The organism is Pseudomonas trivialis (assembly GCF_036864995.1).
Classification (GTDB): Bacteria; Pseudomonadota; Gammaproteobacteria; order Pseudomonadales; family Pseudomonadaceae; genus Aquipseudomonas; species Aquipseudomonas trivialis.
Map to the genome: position 1 here is coordinate 1,455,793 of NZ_CP142151.1, position 19,334 is coordinate 1,475,126.

Annotated in this window: 19 protein-coding genes, 1 tRNA gene and 4 pseudogenes; 10 read left to right on the forward strand and 14 right to left on the reverse strand. The window is 59.9% G+C overall.

The genetic code is table 11. From position 1 onward, the window contains the following. Nucleotides 1-263 precede the first annotated feature (263 nt). Complete coding sequence (gene bglX / locus VRB54_RS06400; RefSeq protein ID WP_338479996.1) at nucleotides 264-2,555, reverse strand: beta-glucosidase BglX; 2,292 nt, start codon at nucleotides 2,553-2,555, stop codon at nucleotides 264-266. Between the two features lie 237 nt (nucleotides 2,556-2,792). On the opposite strand from bglX, the gene VRB54_RS06405 reads away from it, so the two are divergent. The 4 genes from VRB54_RS06405 (at nucleotide 2,793) to VRB54_RS06420 (ending at nucleotide 6,144) form a co-directional block, all read left to right on the forward strand. Beyond that, the gene (locus VRB54_RS06405; RefSeq protein WP_338479997.1) at nucleotides 2,793-3,404 is read left to right on the forward strand and encodes a LemA family protein; all 612 of its coding nucleotides are present in this window, start codon (nucleotides 2,793-2,795) and stop codon (nucleotides 3,402-3,404) included. A gap of 18 nt (nucleotides 3,405-3,422) precedes the next feature. Further along, nucleotides 3,423-4,154: a TPM domain-containing protein gene (locus tag VRB54_RS06410; RefSeq protein WP_231422052.1), complete on the forward strand. Its 732-nt coding sequence runs from the start codon at nucleotides 3,423-3,425 to the stop codon at nucleotides 4,152-4,154. 31 nt (nucleotides 4,155-4,185) lie between these two features. Beyond that, nucleotides 4,186-4,803 (forward strand): TPM domain-containing protein, encoded by a 618-nt coding sequence (locus tag VRB54_RS06415; protein ID WP_338479999.1) that lies wholly within the window; start codon nucleotides 4,186-4,188, stop codon nucleotides 4,801-4,803. Between the two features lie 129 nt (nucleotides 4,804-4,932). Then, nucleotides 4,933-6,144 (forward strand): SAM-dependent methyltransferase, encoded by a 1,212-nt coding sequence (locus VRB54_RS06420; RefSeq protein ID WP_338480000.1) that lies wholly within the window; start codon nucleotides 4,933-4,935, stop codon nucleotides 6,142-6,144. A 14-nt stretch (nucleotides 6,145-6,158) separates the two neighbouring features. Here the strand turns inward: VRB54_RS06420 and VRB54_RS06425 are convergent, their stop codons facing one another. From VRB54_RS06425 to VRB54_RS06435, 3 genes and pseudogenes are all read right to left on the reverse strand, one after another. Continuing rightward, the gene (locus VRB54_RS06425) at nucleotides 6,159-7,127 is read right to left on the reverse strand and encodes a FecR family protein (RefSeq protein WP_338480001.1); all 969 of its coding nucleotides are present in this window, start codon (nucleotides 7,125-7,127) and stop codon (nucleotides 6,159-6,161) included. Beyond that, nucleotides 7,124-7,284, reverse strand: a pseudogene (locus tag VRB54_RS06430) (sigma factor-like helix-turn-helix DNA-binding protein); the annotation flags it as partial. The gene VRB54_RS06425 and the pseudogene VRB54_RS06430, both read right to left, overlap by 4 nt. Before the next feature lie 220 nt (nucleotides 7,285-7,504). Continuing rightward, nucleotides 7,505-8,521 carry a DUF4917 family protein gene (locus tag VRB54_RS06435; RefSeq protein ID WP_338480002.1) on the reverse strand — a complete coding sequence of 339 codons (1,017 nt, stop codon included), beginning with the start codon at nucleotides 8,519-8,521 and terminating at the stop codon, nucleotides 7,505-7,507. 123 nt (nucleotides 8,522-8,644) lie between these two features. On the opposite strand from VRB54_RS06435, the gene yiaY reads away from it, so the two are divergent. After that, nucleotides 8,645-9,793 carry an L-threonine dehydrogenase gene (gene yiaY, locus VRB54_RS06440; RefSeq protein ID WP_338480004.1) on the forward strand — a complete coding sequence of 383 codons (1,149 nt, stop codon included), beginning with the start codon at nucleotides 8,645-8,647 and terminating at the stop codon, nucleotides 9,791-9,793. Here yiaY and VRB54_RS06445 read toward each other — a convergent pair. The 3 genes and pseudogenes from VRB54_RS06445 to VRB54_RS06455 all read right to left on the reverse strand — a co-directional run bounded on the left by VRB54_RS06445 (nucleotide 9,790) and on the right by VRB54_RS06455 (nucleotide 12,678). Then, a pseudogene (locus VRB54_RS06445) lies at nucleotides 9,790-10,946 on the reverse strand (MFS transporter). The gene yiaY and the pseudogene VRB54_RS06445 overlap by 4 nt on opposite strands. Before the next feature lie 100 nt (nucleotides 10,947-11,046). Continuing rightward, nucleotides 11,047-11,806, reverse strand: a pseudogene (locus VRB54_RS06450) (aminotransferase class I/II-fold pyridoxal phosphate-dependent enzyme); the annotation flags it as partial. Nucleotides 11,807-12,195: 389 nt separating this feature from the next. After that, nucleotides 12,196-12,678 (reverse strand): DMT family transporter, encoded by a 483-nt coding sequence (locus tag VRB54_RS06455; RefSeq protein ID WP_338480005.1) that lies wholly within the window; start codon nucleotides 12,676-12,678, stop codon nucleotides 12,196-12,198. 77 nt (nucleotides 12,679-12,755) lie between these two features. On the opposite strand from VRB54_RS06455, the gene VRB54_RS06460 reads away from it, so the two are divergent. From VRB54_RS06460 to VRB54_RS06475, 4 genes are all read left to right on the forward strand, one after another. After that, the gene (locus tag VRB54_RS06460) at nucleotides 12,756-13,673 is read left to right on the forward strand and encodes a LysR family transcriptional regulator (protein ID WP_338480006.1); all 918 of its coding nucleotides are present in this window, start codon (nucleotides 12,756-12,758) and stop codon (nucleotides 13,671-13,673) included. A 14-nt stretch (nucleotides 13,674-13,687) separates the two neighbouring features. After that, nucleotides 13,688-14,098: a fosfomycin resistance glutathione transferase gene (fos, locus tag VRB54_RS06465; RefSeq protein ID WP_338480007.1), complete on the forward strand. Its 411-nt coding sequence runs from the start codon at nucleotides 13,688-13,690 to the stop codon at nucleotides 14,096-14,098. Between the two features lie 52 nt (nucleotides 14,099-14,150). Beyond that, nucleotides 14,151-14,792: a LysE family translocator gene (locus VRB54_RS06470; protein WP_057007884.1), complete on the forward strand. Its 642-nt coding sequence runs from the start codon at nucleotides 14,151-14,153 to the stop codon at nucleotides 14,790-14,792. A gap of 119 nt (nucleotides 14,793-14,911) precedes the next feature. Continuing rightward, a complete protein-coding gene (locus VRB54_RS06475) occupies nucleotides 14,912-15,439 on the forward strand; it encodes a DUF4142 domain-containing protein (protein WP_209989876.1) in 528 nt (175 codons plus the stop codon). Nucleotides 15,440-15,493: 54 nt separating this feature from the next. Here the strand turns inward: VRB54_RS06475 and VRB54_RS06480 are convergent, their stop codons facing one another. Then, a complete protein-coding gene (locus VRB54_RS06480; protein ID WP_057007886.1) occupies nucleotides 15,494-15,919 on the reverse strand; it encodes a low affinity iron permease family protein in 426 nt (141 codons plus the stop codon). A gap of 175 nt (nucleotides 15,920-16,094) precedes the next feature. Between VRB54_RS06480 and VRB54_RS06485 the strand changes: the two genes are divergently transcribed. After that, the gene (locus tag VRB54_RS06485; protein ID WP_338480009.1) at nucleotides 16,095-16,877 is read left to right on the forward strand and encodes a GNAT family N-acetyltransferase; all 783 of its coding nucleotides are present in this window, start codon (nucleotides 16,095-16,097) and stop codon (nucleotides 16,875-16,877) included. On the opposite strand, the gene VRB54_RS06490 is transcribed toward VRB54_RS06485, so the two are convergent. From VRB54_RS06490 to VRB54_RS06515, 6 genes and pseudogenes are all read right to left on the reverse strand, one after another. Further along, nucleotides 16,878-17,378 (reverse strand): methylated-DNA--[protein]-cysteine S-methyltransferase, encoded by a 501-nt coding sequence (locus tag VRB54_RS06490; RefSeq protein WP_338480011.1) that lies wholly within the window; start codon nucleotides 17,376-17,378, stop codon nucleotides 16,878-16,880. A gap of 15 nt (nucleotides 17,379-17,393) precedes the next feature. Next, nucleotides 17,394-17,803 (reverse strand): annotated as a pseudogene (locus VRB54_RS06495) (type II toxin-antitoxin system HicB family antitoxin). Nucleotides 17,804-17,824: 21 nt separating this feature from the next. Beyond that, on the reverse strand, nucleotides 17,825-18,007 hold the full coding sequence (locus VRB54_RS06500) for a type II toxin-antitoxin system HicA family toxin (protein ID WP_003233882.1): 183 nt from the start codon (nucleotides 18,005-18,007) through the stop codon (nucleotides 17,825-17,827). Between the two features lie 177 nt (nucleotides 18,008-18,184). Further along, a complete protein-coding gene (locus VRB54_RS06505; RefSeq protein WP_338480012.1) occupies nucleotides 18,185-18,490 on the reverse strand; it encodes a DUF6482 family protein in 306 nt (101 codons plus the stop codon). Between the two features lie 21 nt (nucleotides 18,491-18,511). Then, nucleotides 18,512-19,036 (reverse strand): DUF3833 domain-containing protein, encoded by a 525-nt coding sequence (locus tag VRB54_RS06510; RefSeq protein WP_338480013.1) that lies wholly within the window; start codon nucleotides 19,034-19,036, stop codon nucleotides 18,512-18,514. Between the two features lie 197 nt (nucleotides 19,037-19,233). After that, nucleotides 19,234-19,307, reverse strand: a tRNA-Gly gene (locus tag VRB54_RS06515). Nucleotides 19,308-19,334 lie beyond the last annotated feature (27 nt).

The window sequence follows — 19,334 nt, forward strand, 5'->3', positions numbered from 1 at the left end:
CCACAGGCAGCCGAGCACACAGAGGGTGATGGCATTTCGTTTGAACGATGGTTGAGCAGGCGGTTTTTCAGCGGTCGCTCGAGGGCGAATCGTAGATGACATAGTTCGCACACTTGCACATAAAAATGGGCTGACAGCGTGTGCGAACGGGCGGGGGCATTGATGTAGGGTTAGGCTTGGAGCGCAGAGCGAAAGTGACTTTTTTGCAGGGGATACGTGTCAGCGCGCAAGCCCCCTCTTCAAGTAAGAGGGGGCTGCACGTATTACAACAACTCGAAGGTCTGCTGCTGCACGTCCTGGGAATCCAGGCCGATCTGCACATTGAACTCGCCCGGCTCGGCGGCGAATTTCAGTTGGGTGTTATAGAACTTCAAGTCTTCCTCGGTGATGGTGAAGTGCAAGGTGCGTTCTTCACCCGCCTTGAGCATGATTTTCTGGAAGTTTTTCAGCTCCTTGACCGGACGGATCATCGAGCCGGCCACGTCCTGGATATACAGCTGCACCACCGTTTCGCCATCCACCTTGCCGGTGTTCTTCACCGTGACGCTGGCGTCGAGCTTGCCGGTCTTGTTCAGGGTGGTGGACGACAGCGCCATGTCCGACAGGGTGAACCGCGTGTAGCTCAGGCCATAGCCGAACGGAAACAAGGGGCCGGTGGTGTCATCGAAATACTGCGAGGTGTAGTTGCCCGGCTTGCCCGGGGTGAACGGCCGGCCGACGCTCAGGTGGTTGTAGTAGGTCGGGATCTGCCCCACCGAGCGCGGGAACGTGATCGGCAGCTTGCCCGACGGGTTGTAGTCACCGAACAGCACGTCGGCAATTGCATGACCGCCTTCGGTGCCGGCGAACCAGGTTTCCAGAATCGCGTCGGCTTGCTTGTTCTCGTCGACGATCGACAGTGGACGGCCGTTCATCAGCACCAGCACCAGTGGCTTGCCAGTGGCCTTGAGTGCCTTGATCAGGTCGCGCTGGCTTTGCGGGATGTTCAGGTCGGTGCGGCTGGACGATTCGTGGGACATGCCACGGGACTCGCCCACGGCGGCGACCACTACATCAGCATCTTTGGCGGCCTTGACCGCTTCGTCGATCATTTCCTGGGCCGGGCGGGCGTCATCCACCACTTCCGGGGCATCGAAGTTGAGGAAGTTGAGGTAGTCGACCACGGCCTTGTCGTTGGTGATGTTGGCGCCACGGGCGTAGATGATCTTGCCTTTTTCGCCGATCACCGCGTTCATGCCGTCGAGCAAAGTCACCGATTGCTCGGGTTTGCCGGCGGCGGCCCAACTGCCCATCATGTCGATCGGCGCCTTGACCAGCGGGCCCACCAGGGCGATGGTGGCGGATTTTTTCAGCGGCAGGGTGTCGTTCTGGTTTTTCAGCAGCACCAGGCTGCGGCGCGCGATATCGCGCGCATCGCTGCGGTGCAGGCGGCTTTCGGCGTAAGTGTCGGCCGGGTCGTCCTCGGCCTTGCCGATGCGCAGGTACGGGTCCTTGAACAGGCCCATGTCGTATTTGGCGGCGAGCACTTCGCGCACGGCGTTGTCGATGTCGCTCTGCTCGATCTCGCCGGACTTGAGCAGCCCCGGCAGTTCCTTGGCGTAGAGCGAGTCGTTCATGCTCATGTCGATGCCTGCCTTGATCGCAAGCTTGGCAGCTTCACGCCCGTCCTTGGCCACGCCGTGCTTGATCAGTTCGAAGATCGCGCCGTGGTCGCTCACGGCCAGGCCCTTGAAGCCCCAGTCCTTGCGCAGCAGGTCGTTCATCAGCCAGGTGTTGGCGGTGGCGGGCACGCCGTTGATCGAGTTGAGCGCCACCATCACGCTGCCGGCACCGGCCTTGATCGCCGCGTGATAGGGCGGCAGGTAGTCCTGGTACATCTTGACCGGGCTCATGTCGACCACGTTGTAATCGCGCCCGCCTTCCACCGCGCCGTACAGGGCGAAGTGCTTGACGCTGGCCATAAGGCTGTCGGCATTGGCCGGGCTTGTGCCCTGGAAGGCGTTGACCATCACGCCGGCAATGCGCGAAGTCAGGTAGGTGTCTTCACCGAAGCCTTCGGAGGTGCGGCCCCAGCGCGGGTCGCGGGAGATATCGACCATCGGCGCAAAGGTGATGTCGAGGCTGTCGGCGGCGGCTTCCTGGGCGGCGATGCGCCCGGAGCGGCCGATGGCGTCCATGTCCCAGCTGGAGGCCAGGGCCAGGCTGATCGGGAAAATGGTACGGTGGCCGTGGATCACGTCGTAGGCGAAGAACATCGGGATCTTCAGGCGGCTGTGCATGGCCGCGTCCTGCATCGGACGGTTTTCCGCGCGGGTGATGGAGTTGAACGTGCCGCCGATGCGGCCGGCGGCGATTTCCTTGCGGATCAGCTCGCGGGGCATTTCCGGGCCGATGCTGATCAGGCGCAATTGGCCGATCTTTTCATCGAGGGTCATCTGCCTGAGCAGGTCACTGACGAAGGCGTCCTTGTCCTTGAGCACCGCAGGCTTTGTTTCTGCCCAGGCGGGATGACTGGCCAGAGTGGCAACAAGGCCGAGCAAACACAGCTTCTTCATGAATATCCTTTTTCGGCTCACGGCACAGCACAGGGCTGATCGGCCGAAATGTGGGGAGCGTCTATTGTTGTTCGGGTGTTGTTCAGATAAATGCAGCACACTCTGAACTCTTTTTCGCGCTGGGCATCTTTGTAGCTGATTGGCTCGATGCATGCCAGTGGTGGCGGATTATGCCCCAAGCGTGTTGCTTGTGGGATGAGTCGTCACATTCCATCAAGGTTCGTCAGGAGAAACACCATGCAAGCAGCACACCCTTACCGCTGGGGCTTCAAGGCCGCGGCATTGTTATTGATCAGCACGCTGCTGAGCGGTTGCGGCATCAACACCATTCCCACCCTGGACGAGCAGGCCAAGGCCGCCTGGGGCCAGGTGCAGAACCAGTACCAGCGCCGCGCTGACCTGATCCCCAATCTGGTGGAAGTGGTCAAGGGCTATGCCGCCCATGAACAGGACACCCTCACTGCCGTGATCGAAGCGCGGGCCAAGGCCACCTCGATCCAGGTGGATGCCAGCACCCTCGACAACCCGGAAAAACTCAAGCAGTTCCAGCAGGCCCAGGACGGCCTCAGCGGTGCACTCAGCCGTTTGATGGTGGTGTCCGAGCGCTACCCGGACCTCAAGGTCAACCAGAACTTCCTGGCCCTGCAATCGCAACTGGAAGGCACCGAAAACCGTATCGCCGTGGCGCGTCGCGATTTCATCCAGGCCGTGCAGGCCTACAACACCGAAATTCGCACCTTCCCTGGTCGTCTGTGGCACAGCGTGATGTACAGCGACCTGCCGGTGCGCGCTTCGTTTGAAGCCACCAGTGCCGATGCCGATAAAGCGCCGCAAGTGAAGTTCAAATAAGACTTTCCTGAGGTGTCGATGCGTTTATTACGGATAGGGTTGGCGCTGTGGCTGTTGGCCTGCGTGGGCGCAGCCCAGGCGGCGCTCAACTTCCCCGCGCTGACCGGGCGGGTGGTGGATAACGCCCAGATGATCGACCCGGCGGTGCGCGAGCAGTTGACCCGGCAGTTGCAGGCGCTGGAACAAACCTCGGGCGAGCAGATCGTGGTGGTCACTGTGCCGGACCTGCAGGGCGTGCCCATTGAGGACTTCGGTTATCAATTGGGCCGCGCCTGGGGCATCGGGCAGAAGGGTAAGGACAACGGCGCGCTGTTGATCGTCGCCCGCGATGAGCGCAAATTGCGCATCGAAGTCGGCTATGGCCTGGAAGGCGTGCTGACCGATGCGCAGTCCTGGGTGATTATCAACCAGGTGATCGCGCCCAAGTTCAAGGCCGGCAATTTCAGCCAGGGCATCAGCGATGGTGTGGCCGCGATGATCCAGGTGGTGGGCGGTGAGCCGTTGGCCGTGCCGGCCCATGTGGCGGATGCGAATTTTGCGCTGGATAACCCCGGGTTTTCCATCGGCCTGTTTGTACTGCTGATCGGCGTGTTATGGCTGTGCAACCGCATGGGCCTGCCGGTGGGCGCTATCTTGCTGGCGATCCTCAGCAGCAGCGGTCGCGGCGGCGGTGGGGGAGGCGGTGGCGGCGGTGGTTTCCGGGGCGGCGGCGGTGGGTTTGGCGGCGGCGGTGCTTCAGGTGGCTGGTGATGACAACAACTAAAAACAGGCATGTACAACCATGGCATTACTGACTGAACACGAACAACGCCAGGTCGCCGAAGCGATTGCGCGGGTCGAGCAACAGACCGACGCGGAGCTGGTGACCGTGCTGGCGGCGCGTGCCGACGACTATGCCTACATCCCGCTGTTGTGGGCCAGCCTGATCGCGTTGGTGGTGCCGGGCATCGTGCATTACCTGTCGGGCTACATGACCATGTACACCTTGCTGCTGGCGCAATGGGCGACATTCATCGTGCTGTGCCTGCTGTTTCGTCTGCCCAGCGTCACCACCCGCCTGATCCCGCGTTCGGTGCGCCATTGGCGCGCGTCCAACCTGGCGCGGCGCCAGTTCCTGGAACAGAACCTGCACCACACGCTGGGCAGCACCGGGGTGCTGATTTTTGTCAGCGAGGCGGAGCGCTATGTGGAAATCCTGGTGGATGACGGCATCTCCAAACGCCTGGATGACAGCAGTTGGGACGCCATCGTCAAGGCTTTTACCCGGCAGGTGAAACAGGGGCAGACCCTGGCCGGGTTTATTGCCTGTATCGAGGCCTGTGGTGAGTTGTTGAAGGTGCATGTGCCGGTGACGCAGACGCGTAATGAGTTGCCGAATCGACTGGTCGTGCTCGAATAATCCAGGACAATGAGCCCTGTGGGAGCTGGCTTTATGTTGACTGACTAACCGTTGATCAAATAACTCCGTGCCCCCAGCCGCCATCCCCCCTAAAATGCCCGGCATTCCCTGCCCGAGGCGTTTTTGTTCATGTCTGTCACTGCTACACCCGCCAGCCCCGCGCCGGATCATCATGCCCAGTTCATCGAACTGCTGAACGCAAGCCTTGCGCAGAACGCCTTTATCAAGCTGGTGCTGGCCAGGTACGTCGGTGAAGAAGCCGAGCTGCAACGGCTGATCATCAAGCCGGTAACGGTCAAGGAGCAGGCGTGCCTGTCCTTCGTGTACCGCTACAAGACCCGCGATATTACCCGTAACCTGCCGCTGGCGGACGGCGTGGCGGCGATTGCCGAGCTGCTGCCGGCCTCGTTCAAGAACGCGCACCTGTTGTCGCTGACCGACGAAGTGCAACTGGAATACAGCAAGAAAAACAAAAGCTCACTGTTCAAAAGCAAGCCGCAGCAACTGCGTGAGGCGCCGTCGGCCGAGCATAACCGCGAGAAGCATCGCTTTCTCGATCTGAGCCGGCCGTTCCTTGCCGACCTGGGGGTGACCGATGCCAGGCAGGCGCTGATCCCGTCGATGTCGCGCAAGTGGAAGCAGATCAACAAGTTCATCGAAGTGTTCAGCCATGCGCTGACCTCGTCGCCCCTCAAACTCGACCAACCGGTGCGAGTCGCCGATTTCGGCTCGGGCAAGGGTTACCTCACGTTCGCGATCCACGATTACCTGCGCAACACCCTCAAGGCCGAAGGCGAAGTCACCGGCGTGGAGCTGCGCGAAGACATGGTGACCCTGTGCAACGCCGCCGCCGCGCGGCTGGAGCATCCCGGGCTGGTGTTCAAATGCGGGGACGTGCGCAGCGTGGCGCCGAGCGAACTGGACGTGATGATCGCCCTGCATGCCTGCGACATCGCCACCGACTACGCGATCCACACCGGCATCCGCTCCGGCGCGTCGATCATCATGTGCTCGCCGTGCTGCCACAAACAGATTCGCCTGCAGATCCAGAGCCCGGCGCTGCTCAAGCCGATGCTGCAATATGGTCTGCACCTGGGCCAACAGGCGGAAATGGTCACGGACAGCCTGCGTGCGCTGTTCCTCGAGGCTTGTGGCTATGAGACCAAGGTGTTCGAGTTCATTTCGCTGGAACACACCAACAAGAACAAGATGATCCTTGCGGTGAAACGCGCGCAGCCGTTGGACAACGCGCAGTTGCTGGTGAAAATTCAGGAACTGAAGGCGTTCTATCACATCACTGAACACTGTCTGGAAACCCTGCTGCGTGCGGATGGTTTTTGAGCTGAAGCGTGGGTTTATGGGCTCGGTTCGATCCGCAGGATGCCGTCCGCCGATGCTACGGTTTTCACCGGCAGCAGCGCGGGCAGGGCATTGAGCAGGGCGTCGGGATCGTTCACATCCAGGTTGCCCGACACCTTGAGCGCCGCAACTGCCTTGTTGACCTGCAGCGGCGCCTGAGGGCGGTACAGGCTCAACTCGTCGATCAGGCTGGCCAGTTCCAGATTGCGAAACGACAAGTGGCCGCTGCGCCAGTCGGCCACCTCTTCGGTGGTGAGGGATTGCTGCTGCAGCGTGCCTTGGGCGTAGCGGTAAATCGCGCGTTGCCGGGCGCCGAGCAGGGCGACGGGTTTGTTTGCATCCGGCTCGAACGCCACCTGGCCATGGGCGACGCTGACCACCAATTGCTGCTGGCTGCGGCGCACATCGAAACCGGTGCCTACTGCCCGCACAGTCGCGGTGCCGGCCTGTACGAACAGGGGGCGTTCCTTGTCAGCGGCGACGTCGATGTACAGCTGGCCCTGGTCCAGGCGAAGAATGCGTTGATGCGCGGTGAAGTCAACGCGGATGTGGGTGTTGGCGTTCACGTACAGCGTGCTGCCATCGGGCAGGGCGAGGGTGCGCATGCCCTTGGCGTGAACCGCCACCTGGCTGTGATACGGCTCGCGGGGCGCGCCCAGGTGCGTGGCCAGCACGGCGCAAAGCACGGCGGCTGCCACGGCCAGGGCCGGGCGCCAGAGGGACGGCTTGCGTGCAGGCAGCGCCACGGGCTTGTTCAGTTGTTGAAGTTGGGCGAGGTCGGCCCACAGCTGTTCGAATTCGGCATAGGCCTGCGCATGCGCAGGCACCGACTGCCAGGCGGCAAAGGCTTTGCGCTCGGTGCGGCTCAGGTGGTGGCGGCTGCGTGCAAACCAGCTGGCGGCCTGCGCATCGATGGCGTCGCGTGCGTCGATGTCCAGGGCGTCGGTGTCGCTCAGGCGGTTCATTCTGGCTGCTCCGTGCCGGGGTCGGATTGAAGGCGCCTTTTGCATGCAGCAGGGCGATCTGCGCCTGGCTCAGGCCTTCGAAGCGGTGCAGCATAAGGGCTTCTCGCCTGCGCGGCGAGGGTTCGACGAGGACTTCTTTCAAGTGTTCCAGGCGTTGCGCGACTGCGCATGAGCTATTTCAGGCAACCACACCCCCATGGCGAGCGGCCTCGTTGTGGCGAGCGGGCTTGCCCCGCGTTGGGGTGCGAAGCGCCCCCAATTAAGGAAAACGCGGTGTACCTGACGCTGCTCAGCGCCTGGTTTTGGGGCTGCTGCGCAGCCCAACGCAGGACACGCCTGCTCGCCACATGGCTAGTGGCGCACCTCCCACCTTTTGATCAGCGCTCAACCGGGACGGACAGTGCCGGATTGCCCAGTGGATGGGTACGTGCGGCAAAGAACCTCACTTCCACGCCCGTGCCGTCAAACAACTGCGAATAGCGCCTTTTCTGCTGACGGATAAACCCGTCACTGCGCCCCGACACCGCGATCGCCAGGGTGCTCACATCCGCTTGGCGAATCGCATCCACCAAGTGTTGATCCTGCGGCCCCAGGTCATGCCCGAAGATGCACAGCGCGCCCTTGTGGCTGAGCAATTGTTCATAGCAGAACGACAGGTAATCCGAGCTGCGGATGCTCTTGAGCTTCTCCTGCACCGTGCCTTCGCTGACGAACAGCGGCACATCGTCGAGGGTCTTGATCGTGTTGTTGATGGCAAAACTGCTGAGCAGAGTGCTGTCGGTGGACGCCAGTTTGCGCGCGGTGCCGTCGAGGTTGCGCACCAGGTGCAGGCCGCCGTGCAGGTACAGAATGCGCGTGGCGTCGGTGCGGGTGTCGCGCAGGTCGAAGTGGGCGTCGGCGCTGCGGAACAGGTCGTCGATGCCCGGCGTGTGCAGGATCGCCCAGTAATTGAGCAAGTCGTAGTTGCTGGTGAACACCGTCGGATAGCGCTGCAGTTCCTGGTTGATCGTCGCCAGTGTCGATGGCTGCACTAGGCGCCACGGAATATGCACGGCGTGGATGGTATTGATCAACGCTTCCTTGATCGCGTAGTAGCGGTTGCGCGGCGCCGCCGAGCTGACGGCCAGTGCCTTGTTGACCCGGCTGGTGGTTTTCAGTGCGCCCAGGGCCTGCTCGAAACTGCGGGTTTGCAGGGCGTCGAATACGCTGAGCTCGGAGGGCCCCAGGGGTTTTTCTTCGACGGTGCGCGCGTTTTCAAACAGCGAGTCGTAGGCAAAGTCTTCCCAAATCGTGCGGCTGGCGCCGTTGCCGATCAGAATCCCACTGAAGTCGAGGGCAGCACGCAGCGTGCTCCAGTCTTCAAGGTGGGCGTCGATATCCTGGAAATCCTTCATTGCGGCGGGTCCACTCAAAATCGGCTGGACGGTGACTTTATCACGAGCGGGCATTGATCCTGGTCAACATGCGCCGTGCGGCAAGGGTTGATCCTGTCGGCCTAACGCCTCCGAGGATTGACCATGAGCAGCACCTTCTTCATTCCCGCCGTCAACATCATGGGCACCGATTGCCTGGACGACGCCATGCTCGCCATCCGCAACTACGGTTTTCGCAAGGCGCTGATCGTGACCGACGCGGGCCTGGCCAAGGCGGGCGTGGCCGGCATGATTGCCGAGAAGCTGGCGCTGCAGGACATCGACTCGGTGATCTACGACGGTGCCAGGCCCAACCCCAACGTGGACAACGTCGAGAAAGGCCTGGTGCTGCTGCAACAGAGCGCCTGTGATTTCGTGGTGTCCCTGGGCGGCGGCTCGCCCCATGACTGCGCCAAGGGCATCGCGTTGTGCGCCACCAATGGCGGGCGTATCGGCGATTACGAAGGCGTCGACCGGTCGAGCAAGCCGCAACTGCCGCTGGTGGCCATCAATACCACCGCCGGCACCGCCAGCGAGATGACCCGATTCTGCATCATCACCGACGAAACCCGCCATGTGAAAATGGCCATCGTGGACCGCAACGTTACGCCATTGCTGTCGGTCAACGATCCCGCGCTGATGGTCGGCATGCCCAAGGGCCTCACCGCCGCCACGGGCATGGACGCGCTGACTCATGCCATCGAAGCCTACGTATCCACCGCTGCCACGCCGATTACCGATGCCTGCTCGATCAAAGCCATCGAACTGATCAGCGCAAACCTTCGCCTGGCGGTGCGCGACGGCAGCGACAAAACCGCACGGGAGAATATGGCCTATGCGCAGTTCCTCGCCGGCATGGCCTTCAACAATGCGTCACTGGGTTTTGTGCATGCCATGGCGCACCAATTGGGCGGCTTTTATGACTTGCCCCACGGTGTATGCAACGCGGTATTGCTGCCCCACGTGCAAAGCTTCAACGCCAGTGTCTGCGCCAGACGCCTGAGTGATGTGGCGCGCGCGTTGGGTGCCGATGTCTCCGGCATTACCGCCGAAGAGGGCGCCCAGGCCGCCATTGCCGCGATCCGCAGACTGTCCCACGACGTGGAGATCCCCGCCGACCTGCGCGAACTCGGCGCGAAGTTGCAGGACATTCCACTGCTGGCCAGCAATGCGCTGAAGGACGCATGCGGGCTGACCAACCCTCGTCGGGCGGATCAGCGGCAGATTGAGGAGGTTTTTCGCAGTGCGTTTTAGATCGCCCGGCAGCGAGCCACACAGGCGCAGGCAGTACTCGCCAGCACTACGCACAGCAGCGTAAAGGGCCATGCCTGCTCACTCACCAGCAGGCTCGCCACGCCGCCGATCAGCGCGGCGATCAATTGATGAATGAACCCGCTCAAGGCCATGGCGTAAGCGCCACTGACCGGAGACTGATCATTGGCCATGGATAAGCTGATGGGATAGCTCATCGACTGCCCCACCAATGCCAGGCAATAGGGCATCCACAGCAGCACCGCCAGTGCGCCGGCAAATACACTGCCCAACAGCATGATCACCGTGCCCAGCAACACCAGCGCACTGCCGACGCTCATCATGGTCAACCGCCCTACGCGCGCGACAAGGCGATTGACCAGCAGCGCCCCTGCCAGATACGCGCCGCTGATCGGCCAGCCCAGCCAGCCATATTGCGCCGCGCTCCAGCCAAAGCGCCCTTGCAGGATCAACGGTGCACATGTGTTGAACGCGATGATCACCCCGTAGCCCAGCCCGCCAGCGAGTGCCGCGTACAGGAAGGGGGATGTCGCACAATCTGTGTGTAAACACGCCATGTCGAGACCGAAGGGGCGGCTTTTATACGCGTCGTAACTATCATGCGCTGCACCACCACCATCAGCACACCGGCCCCTAGCGCCAAGGTATAAAAGATCGCCTCCCAACCGAATGCCACCTGCAACAGCGAACCTGCGAACTGGCCCAGGCCCAAGGCAATCACAAAAGTCATTCCCAACCATGACAACCCCTTGGCCAGCAGTGCGCCGCTGAAAGCATCGCGCACCAGCACGCGCGCCATGACCGCAACGCCACCCGCGCCAAGGCCCTGAATCAGCCGCATTGCCAGGAAGAATTCGACATTGACCGCCAACGTAATTGCCGCACTCGCCAGCGCGTACACCGCCAACGCTGCAAGCAATACCCGCTTTCTGCCAAATCGCTCGCCCAGGCTGCCCCATAGCAACATCGGCAGTGCCATGCCCACCAGGTACACCGCAATGGCCATTGCCACCAGCTCTTCTGCGGCTGGCAGGAAGTGGGCGATGGCCGGGACTGCCGGCAAGTAGCTGCTGATGCCGGCTTGAGCAAGGAAGGCGGCGCTGCAGGCGAGGATGAGTGTGGTGGTGTTTTTCAAAATAAATCATCCTTCACCTTAAATGATTAATTATTAATTCTTAGGTAAGGAGCGTTTAAGTTAGGCTGGTTTGCTAAAGGTGTATGTGTTGGGGGTTGTTGTATTGTTGTGCACTATGTATTTTGATTGAGGCCAGGCCAGCTCCTATGGCGGCCGAATTAAGACTTTGCGACCAGTTGCTGGGACCGCCGTATGGGGACATCAGGGTTTTTTGATTTTCGCTGCCAAACATGATTAGTCCTCCGCTCGCGCCAAACGCTTTGCCCAACGAAGCTACTATTATTGTTTGATCATCCAATGGTTCATAGTAGGGTCGGATGAAACCTTTCCCTCTCTCTCCAAATGCCGAAAGAGCGTGGGAGTCGTCCAGATAAATGAACAGCCCATAACGCTTTTTAAGATAGAGCAAGCCTTCGATATCTGCAATCCCGCCCATGCTATAGATGCCGTCCGCGATATAAGCTACTTTGTTGCGCTTCTTGCATAAACTCTCAATGAAGCATAAGTCGTTGTGGGCCAGGCAAATCGAATCGAAATGTTCAGAGAGTTCGGTTTCATATCGATCAAGTAGTTCAAGTTTGCATCGATTTTTTTGAATTTGCAATGCGGAGGGTTTTTGCCTCCCTTATTCCGAGTATGGCGCCCTCCAATGTTTCTTGGTTGTAATCCAGCCCTAAGTAGGAAGTGGTGCAGAAGTGGTGGAGTTCACGACCGTATTGATCACTCAGGTAGTTGTTTTTTTTGACGCTTGCGTTAAGTTCGCAAATTTGTCCAGATTTAGCTGAGTGCCAGTCTTTTTCGGAAATGCTAATAACTTTTCTATAATTGGAGTACAAGTGAGGGTTTTGTGTGTTTTCCATTTTTCTCGTCCTTGGTAGTGGAGAGAAAACGATAGCGGGGAAACCTAGATAGCGTAAGTCAGATGTTTCCTATGCGTAATGCACTGGCTGGAAATTTTGATGTGAGCAGGGTCCTACATTTTTGATGGCCAATTGAAGTCTTTGGCTTGATGTTGTTTAACTTAATTACATAAGCGGCGGCTCCCTTCGAAATGATGGGGAGACCTCATTGAGGCGCGCATTTTGAGGAAGTGGTCGCCGTTGGTCGTAAGCTCTAAACCCAGCGACAGGGCAAGATGTATCAGGTCTTGCCGTTGGTATGCTGGATTTATAGCCTCCAGCGCATTGGCGCACTCCAGCCTCTGGTGGAGCAGGGCGAGAGCTATGGTTTGCCGGCTGAGCGGCGCTGATCAGCCAGCCAGCGCCCGTGCCGGTGTGCTGCTGAGCTGGATCAGTACCACACCGCCCATCAACAACAGCGCGCCCACTACCCTGGGCGCGGTCAGTTGGCGTTCGGCGAGGCCGAACAGGCCGAAGTGGTCGAGCAGCAGCGATGCGAGAATCTGCCCGGCCATGGCCAGGGCGATAAACCCCGAGGCACCGAGTTTGGGCAGCAGCATCAGCGCCAGCGAAATAAAGCACACGCCGAACGCGCCACCGGCCCACATCCACAGCGGGGCGTGGGTGATAAACGCCAGGCTTGGCAATGGCAGGCGCAGGGCAAGAATCACCGGCAGCAGCACAATGATGCTTACCAGCAATGACGCCAGCGTGGCCCAGAGCGGATGGCCGAGGCCGCGCCCGAGGCTGGCGTTGATCGCACTTTGAAACGGCACCACCGCCCCGGCTATTACGGCCAACAGCAATAACCCGGCCCACTGCAACGTCGTCATGTCGAATCTCCCAAAGGTTTTGCTGGACTCTAGGGTATTCGTCGCGCAAATTTAAATTCCAATTGCGTATGGCTGGCATGCATCTGATGAATGATCTGCGACGCATCGACCTCAACCTGTTGGTCATTCTCGACGCCTTGCTCAGTGAGCAACACGTCACCCGTGCCGCCGAGCGCCTGCACCTGAGCCAGCCGGCGGTGAGCCATGCACTGGCACGCCTGCGTGACCTGCTCGGCGACCCGTTGCTGGTGCGGCAGGGCGGTGCATTGGTTGCGACTGCCCGCGCGCTGGAGCTGGCCGCCCCGTTGGCCGAAGCCCTGGCCCACGTGCAGGCATTGCTGGCGCCGAACCGGTTTGATCCGGCGACCGCCAAGCGTCGGTTCCGTGTGGCAATGTCGGACTACGGCGCGGCAATTTTTTTGCCACAGCTGGTGCGCACGTTGCGTCGGGAGGCGCCGGGCATCGACTTGCAGGTCGTCCAGGCCAGCCGTGAAGGCATGGTCGACGGTGTGCTCAATGGCGATCTGGACCTGGCCGCCGGCGTCTTCCCGGACACGCCGGCCGAACTGCGGACTACACCGCTGTTCGAAGAGCACTACACCTGCCTGGTGGACCGCGACAGCCTGCCGGACAGCGGCGTGCTGGACTTGCCGACCTACCTGTCGCGGCCCCATGTACTGCTGGAGATGCGCGGCAGCGGCACTCCTGAAATCGAACGCGCCTTGAAAGCGATTCGGGAGCGGCGGCATGTGGCGATCAGCCTGCCCCACTGGGGCGTGGCGCCGCGGTTGATTCAGGGCACGGATCTGATCCTCACGGTGTCATCACGGGGAGTCCTGGCCATTGATCAGGAGCAATTGCTGGCCGTGCCGCCGCCGTTTCATATCCCCACGTTTGCTTTTGAGTTGGCGTGGCATGCGCGGCGGGGTGGGGATGCGGGGTTGCAGTGGTTGAGTGGGCAGGTGCGGGGTGTATTGTGCGATGGCCGTTTATAACAGGAAACAACAGCATGCTTTCGGGACTCAATCACCTCACGCTGGCCGTCGTCGACCTGCAACGCAGCCTGCACTTCTACCACGAGCTGTTGCGCTTGCAGCTCGATGCGACCTGGGACAACGGCGCTTACCTCTCGCTGCCTGGGTTGTGGCTCTGTCTGTCCCTCGACCCGCTGCGCGACCCTGTGCCGGTGGTTGATTACACCCACTACGCATTCAGCACGCATGCTCGTGATTTTGATGCACTGGTTGAACGCCTCAGGGGCGCGGGTGTGCAAGAGTGGCGGGATAACCGCAGTGAGGGCGCTTCCTACTATTTTCTCGACCCTGACGGGCACAAACTCGAGGTTCACGTCGGCGATCTGGCTTCGCGGCTACGAGCCTGTCGTGACAAACCTTACGCAGGCATGAAGTTTTACCCATAACGCCGGAACGTGCAGAATCCCTCCACCTCAACCATCCGTCAGAGTCACGCCCATGACCCCATCCTTGCTGCTCGCTGTTCTTGCTTCAGGATTCATCTATGGCATTACGCCCGGTCCGGGCGTGCTGGCGGTGTTTGGCATCGGTGCCTCCCGTGGTCGTCGTGCCGGGGCGGGTTTTTTGTGCGGGCATTTGCTGGGGGATGTTGTGTGGTGCAGCACCGCGCTGATTGCGATTGTGGGCGCGCGCGAGGTCGGCAGCACGGCATTCGATGTGCTTGGCATGCTCAGCGGGTTGTATCTGTTCTGGCTCGGCTGGCGCGCGATTCGCACCCAGCGGCGCAACAGTGATGCGCCCCAGGGCGCGGCGCGGCATCCTTTCTGGCACGGTATTCTGTTTGGCCTGACCAATCCCAAGGCGTACCCGGTGGCAGTCGCGACGTTCACGGCATTACTCTCCAGCCGCGCCGAATTGCTGACCTGGGCGATGCTGCCGTCGCTGATTTTCCTGAGCTTTACAGGCGGCCTGCTGGCCTACGCGATTCTGATCGGCGTGGTCGGCGCCCAGCGTGTGCGCACGGTGTATCAACGCCACGAAATCCTGATCACCCGGCTGTGCGGTGTGATGTTCATCGGTTTTGCTATCAATGCTCTGGCCCATGCGTTGCCGGGCCTGTTTGGCAGCAAACCTGCCTGACGCGAAGGTGACCGTTCGTCGCACTGACAAGTTTTTTCTAAACCTTTGCTGCCCTGAAAATTCGAATTCAGGGCGAGGTGTTTGTCCTCGCACCTATTTTTGCCCTGGAGGAACCCATCATGAGCCGCATGGCTATCCGGTTACGCACCGCCAGTTTCGCGATGCTGCTGGGCCTCGGCGCCAGCAATGCCTTCGCCCAGTCGCCTGCTGAATTCATCGAGCAGGCTTCGGCCAAAGGCATGGCCGATATCGAAACCAGTCGCATGGCCCATTCCAAAACCTCGTCCCAGGAAATCAAGGACTACACCATCGAGGTGATCAACGAGCGAACGCTGGCCAACCAGCATCTGGCAGCCATCGCCAAGAAGCTCGACCTGCCCGTGGCGCCGCGCGAAAAGATTGTCGACAAGGCCGAAACCCTGATGCCCGAACTCAAGGACGGCGACTCGTTCGACGCCGCCTACACGGCGCAGCAGGTCAAGGAAAACGAAGACGCAATCGCTCTGTTCAAGCGCGAGGGCGCGGCTTCCAGCGTGCCGGAGATAAAGGCTCTGGTGGATGAGACATTGCCCAAGCTGGAGGAGCGTCTGCAAAAAGCTCGTGCGTTGGCCTCGACTTATGGCAAAGGTCATCAAGGCGACGGTTGAGACGCTGGCTTGAAATGAAAAACGGCGGTTGGAGCAGATCCAACCGCCGTTTTTTCATGCCTGGTTCAGGTCGGTCCTGACCTGTGCGGCATCGTCTGCAGCCATGCCGCAACTGCTGTTCAAGCTGACGGTGCCCGTTTTGCCGATGCTGCGGTATTCCTGGCGTAGTTTTTCCAGCTCCTTGCGGTCCAGGCCATCCAGGCTCAGCACCGCATTCTGCGCATCCTTGGAGACGCGCAGCAGCTCATCGATCTTGATGTGCAGGATGTCATTGTCACGGTTTTGCGTGTTCTGGATCAGGAACACCATCAGAAACGTGATGATGGTAGTCGAGGTATTGATGATCAGTTGCCAGGTGTCGTTGTAGTGAAAGTACGGCCCGCTCAGGCTCCAAAGGCAAATCAATGCGACGGCTGCGTAGAACGTCCGGGCACTGCCTGCCCAGCGGGACAGGGATTGCGAGATGGCGGCGAATTTCATGACCTTTTTCCTTTGAAGTGGGTGATGAACATATCGACCGTGGCGGGCCTGTGAAATTTCTTTTTACAATTAGCCTCCCAAGCCAGGCGATGCTTTTTTGATCCTCTTTTAGGAGCTGGCCTACAGCACGTCGCTGCGTTACATCCAAGACTGGGCTTTTGCCTGGATATTGCCCATGCCCAATGACAGCGCCTGCGAGCTGAACGCGCTCTATCAAAAAACCGACGAGCATTTTTATTCCGCAACCTGCTTGCCGTATCGCCGCTATGGCTCGTGTGTCAGCACCTATTTCATCGATGAGAGCGACGGCCCGCAGAACCTGCTCATCGTTCGGTTGGGCTGCGCACCGTCGAGCGCTGACCTGGCCGCTGCGCTGGCTTTGATCCGCCGTGCCACGCTGCCGATACGCCTGGTCATGCATGAGCAAAAGGTTGAGACGTTACGCGAGCTGCTCACGGGCCTTGGCTTTCGTGCTGCAGAAATGACCACCGCAATGACCCTTCAATTGCTACCGTTTACGCCAGCGCAATGCAACGGCGCGGTGCAGATCAGTCTGACCCGCAACCTCGCGCAATGGGCCGTCCCGCTTGTCAGTGCGTTCTCGTCGACCCCCGTAGAGGTCACGCATTATCAACAGCGGCACGAACGGGCCCTTGAGGCGGGTGAAGCGCTGTACCACTTCGTGTTGTCTGCCGACGGCCAGGTAGCTTCTTCGTTGACGTTGTCGATGTGTGACGGGGCGGCGCGCATTAACGATTTTGGCACCGTTGCGGGTTTTCGCGGTAAAGGCTATGGCACTCGATTGATCCAGACAGCCCTGCTTCATGCCTGGCGCCTGGGCGGACGGTTCTGTTTTCTGGAGGCGACTTCAGCGGCCACATCGCTCTATCGAGCCTTGGGTTTCGAGCGATTATTCGATTATCAGACCTTTGTGCGGGGCCCGTTGGTGCAGGCGTAGTCAGAAGCCCATGTTGGTCTGGCAGCGGTTTTCGAGCGTCAACAGATACTGCTTTGCCTCGAGCCCTCCGGCAAACCCGGTCAAGGTGCCCGATGCGCCAATGACGCGATGGCACGGAGCAATGATCGAGATGGGATTGCGACCGTTGGCAGCGCCCACTGCGCGAACGGCAGTAGGGTTGCCGATCTGCCGGGCAATCTGGCTGTAGCTGCGGGTTTCGCCGAAGGGAATGGTCAGCAGCGCTTGCCAGACCTGCTTCTGGAAAACAGTGCCGGTAAAATCCAGCTCCAGCTCGAAGTGGCTGCGCGTTCCGGCGAAATATTCGCGCAACTGGCGCTGGGTTTCCAGCAGCACCGGGTTATCGCAGGCTTCGATCAGATTATCCAGGCGTACACGGTTGGCGCGCTCCGTTTCCCACAGGATGGCCGCGAGTTTGCCGGCGCGCGCCACCAGAGTGAGCCGGCCGACAGGGGAGGGCATGAGGGTGTATTCGTGGGGCATCAGCGCGCTCCTGGGTCAACGGTCCTTCTGCAGTACCTTGAGTGCTGCCGATGCCAGAAAGCCTGAACGGCTTTTTCTTCCGGGTGGTGCAGCACATAGTCATCAATGCGATTGAGCAGGTAGCCAGGCAAGGTGATGTTGAGTTTTTGCGCCTTGCCCAAATAGCGGGTGACATCGATGTCCACCACTGCCCAGGTACAGCCGGCGTATTGAGGGTTGGCGGCATGCACGGTGACTTTTTGCGCGCCGGGAATCGGCGAGCCGTCTTCGGCAAGGATTTCGAAGTGCCCTTCGATGGCTTCGCGGGCCATGGCCATGGCCTCGTCCAGGTCGTCGCCGGCCGAATAGCAGCCAGGAATATCCGGGACTTCCACGCCCCAGGCGTGGTCTTTGTCACCGGTTGAAATTGCGATGGGGTACAGCATGTTTTTGTCCTCCACAGGCGTTCAACTCAGCAGAGCCTGTTTCAAAATGCTCTTGGCGGTCTTGTCCAACAGGTCCTTTTTTGGATGAGGAATCGTCACCAGTCCCGGCTTGGTCGGGTGCTTGTAGTGGTGATGACTGCCTCTGATGCGCACCAGGTACCAGCCATCCGCAACGATATGACCTATCAAATATCGACTGTCCACAACACCTCCTTGTGGTGTGTGTTGGTGGTGACTATAACCACAGAAAATAAAATATCAACACTCTACCTACCGGAAGTTGATGAGCGGTATTTCGGTGAGTGGTCACTGCAGTGTATGAGCGCCTGGGAACGACGCTGGAGAGAGGTATTGCGAGGTTTTGCGACGCAGGCGAAGCGTTTAGTGCGTCGCCGCGAGCGAAAACGGAATGCGCAAGGCACCGATAGAGCCGGTGCGCGTGCCGCACATTTCGTCATGCACGCACTGCTGCACCAGCACACAGGGGAATGGCGGAACGCGCTGCAACAGATCGCGCAAATGGGTAGTGGAGCGCAGGCGCAGGGTTTTGCCCTGATCGTCCAGCAAGGTCAGTTCACCGTCATCGAGTGTCACACGAGCAATGTAGAAGCCGCCCTCCAGCGACAGCAGTTCCAGCTCCCGTATTGCGCCTTTCTCGGCCAGCTCGGTCAGCATTTGCACGTTCATGATTCACCCTCGCGTTCAGGTTTATTGGCGACGAAAGAACAACGTGACCTGGCCCCATTCAACGCCGAACTTGGACATGCTCGAGCGGTTGATCAGAGTGTCTTCATCCATCAGGTACATCCAGTCGTCAAAACTGACTTCGTACACCGAGCCATCCACCGGCAGGTTGAGCCGGTAGCGCCAGCGCAGCGCATTGCCGGCCACTTCGCCGATCGCCTCGCCCACCACATCACCGGCACGTCCACGCCAGCGGCCAGGGCCATCGGGTGTGAGCGTCCAAACCCGCTGCTGGCGCGTGCCATCGCTGTACAGGAAGCGTTCGTCAAGAATCAGCGCATTGCCCTCGCGCCTGCTGGTGATCTTTACCTCGAAACGCTTGGCCACCTCGCCCGAGCGTTTCTCGAATATCCCCCAGGCCTTGACGGGCTTGCTGAAGAAACGCTGCAGATCCAATTGCGGTTGCTGATTGGCATAGTGCTCGACGCCGACATGGGTGCATCCCCCCAGGCTCAATAGCAGCAACAGTGAAACCAGAAAGCGCGGCATGGCTCGGCTCCTTGACCGCGCACGGCGTATTACCGGCGCTCACGGGTTGATAGTTGTACAGAATTATTGATTTGTACAGGTATTGAAGGGCGGTCTGACGCTTGACTCAAATCGCAGCCATAAAAAAACCGGCCATTCGGACCGGTTTTTTCATGCGTCTTCCGTCAAAACGTCTGCGACGTCGGACTCAAAAAGAGTGGAGCGGGTAGAGGGAATCGAACCCTCAACTAAAGCTTGGGAAGCTTTCGTTTTGCCACTAAACTATACCCGCTCAAAGCGGCTGACTTTGTACCAGATG

Excerpts from the sequence above, each read along its gene's own strand:
- VRB54_RS06425 (WP_338480001.1), bottom strand. The coding sequence starts at position 7,127 with ATGAACCGCCTGAGCGACACCGACGCCCTGGACATCGACGCACGCGAC.
- VRB54_RS06415 (WP_338479999.1), top strand. The coding sequence starts at position 4,186 with ATGGCATTACTGACTGAACACGAACAACGCCAGGTCGCCGAAGCGATT.
- VRB54_RS06475 (WP_209989876.1), top strand. The coding sequence starts at position 14,912 with ATGAGCCGCATGGCTATCCGGTTACGCACCGCCAGTTTCGCGATGCTG.
- VRB54_RS06410 (WP_231422052.1), top strand. The coding sequence starts at position 3,423 with ATGCGTTTATTACGGATAGGGTTGGCGCTGTGGCTGTTGGCCTGCGTG.
- VRB54_RS06435 (WP_338480002.1), bottom strand. The coding sequence starts at position 8,521 with ATGAAGGATTTCCAGGATATCGACGCCCACCTTGAAGACTGGAGCACG.
- VRB54_RS06510 (WP_338480013.1), bottom strand. The coding sequence starts at position 19,036 with ATGCCGCGCTTTCTGGTTTCACTGTTGCTGCTATTGAGCCTGGGGGGA.
- VRB54_RS06470 (WP_057007884.1), top strand. The coding sequence starts at position 14,151 with ATGACCCCATCCTTGCTGCTCGCTGTTCTTGCTTCAGGATTCATCTAT.
- VRB54_RS06485 (WP_338480009.1), top strand. The coding sequence starts at position 16,095 with ATGCCCAATGACAGCGCCTGCGAGCTGAACGCGCTCTATCAAAAAACC.
- VRB54_RS06455 (WP_338480005.1), bottom strand. The coding sequence starts at position 12,678 with ATGACGACGTTGCAGTGGGCCGGGTTATTGCTGTTGGCCGTAATAGCC.
- yiaY (WP_338480004.1), top strand. The coding sequence starts at position 8,645 with ATGAGCAGCACCTTCTTCATTCCCGCCGTCAACATCATGGGCACCGAT.
- VRB54_RS06405 (WP_338479997.1), top strand. The coding sequence starts at position 2,793 with ATGCAAGCAGCACACCCTTACCGCTGGGGCTTCAAGGCCGCGGCATTG.
- bglX (WP_338479996.1), bottom strand. The coding sequence starts at position 2,555 with ATGAAGAAGCTGTGTTTGCTCGGCCTTGTTGCCACTCTGGCCAGTCAT.
- VRB54_RS06420 (WP_338480000.1), top strand. The coding sequence starts at position 4,933 with ATGTCTGTCACTGCTACACCCGCCAGCCCCGCGCCGGATCATCATGCC.
- VRB54_RS06505 (WP_338480012.1), bottom strand. The coding sequence starts at position 18,490 with ATGAACGTGCAAATGCTGACCGAGCTGGCCGAGAAAGGCGCAATACGG.
- VRB54_RS06460 (WP_338480006.1), top strand. The coding sequence starts at position 12,756 with ATGCATCTGATGAATGATCTGCGACGCATCGACCTCAACCTGTTGGTC.
- VRB54_RS06480 (WP_057007886.1), bottom strand. The coding sequence starts at position 15,919 with ATGAAATTCGCCGCCATCTCGCAATCCCTGTCCCGCTGGGCAGGCAGT.
- VRB54_RS06490 (WP_338480011.1), bottom strand. The coding sequence starts at position 17,378 with ATGCCCCACGAATACACCCTCATGCCCTCCCCTGTCGGCCGGCTCACT.
- fos (WP_338480007.1), top strand. The coding sequence starts at position 13,688 with ATGCTTTCGGGACTCAATCACCTCACGCTGGCCGTCGTCGACCTGCAA.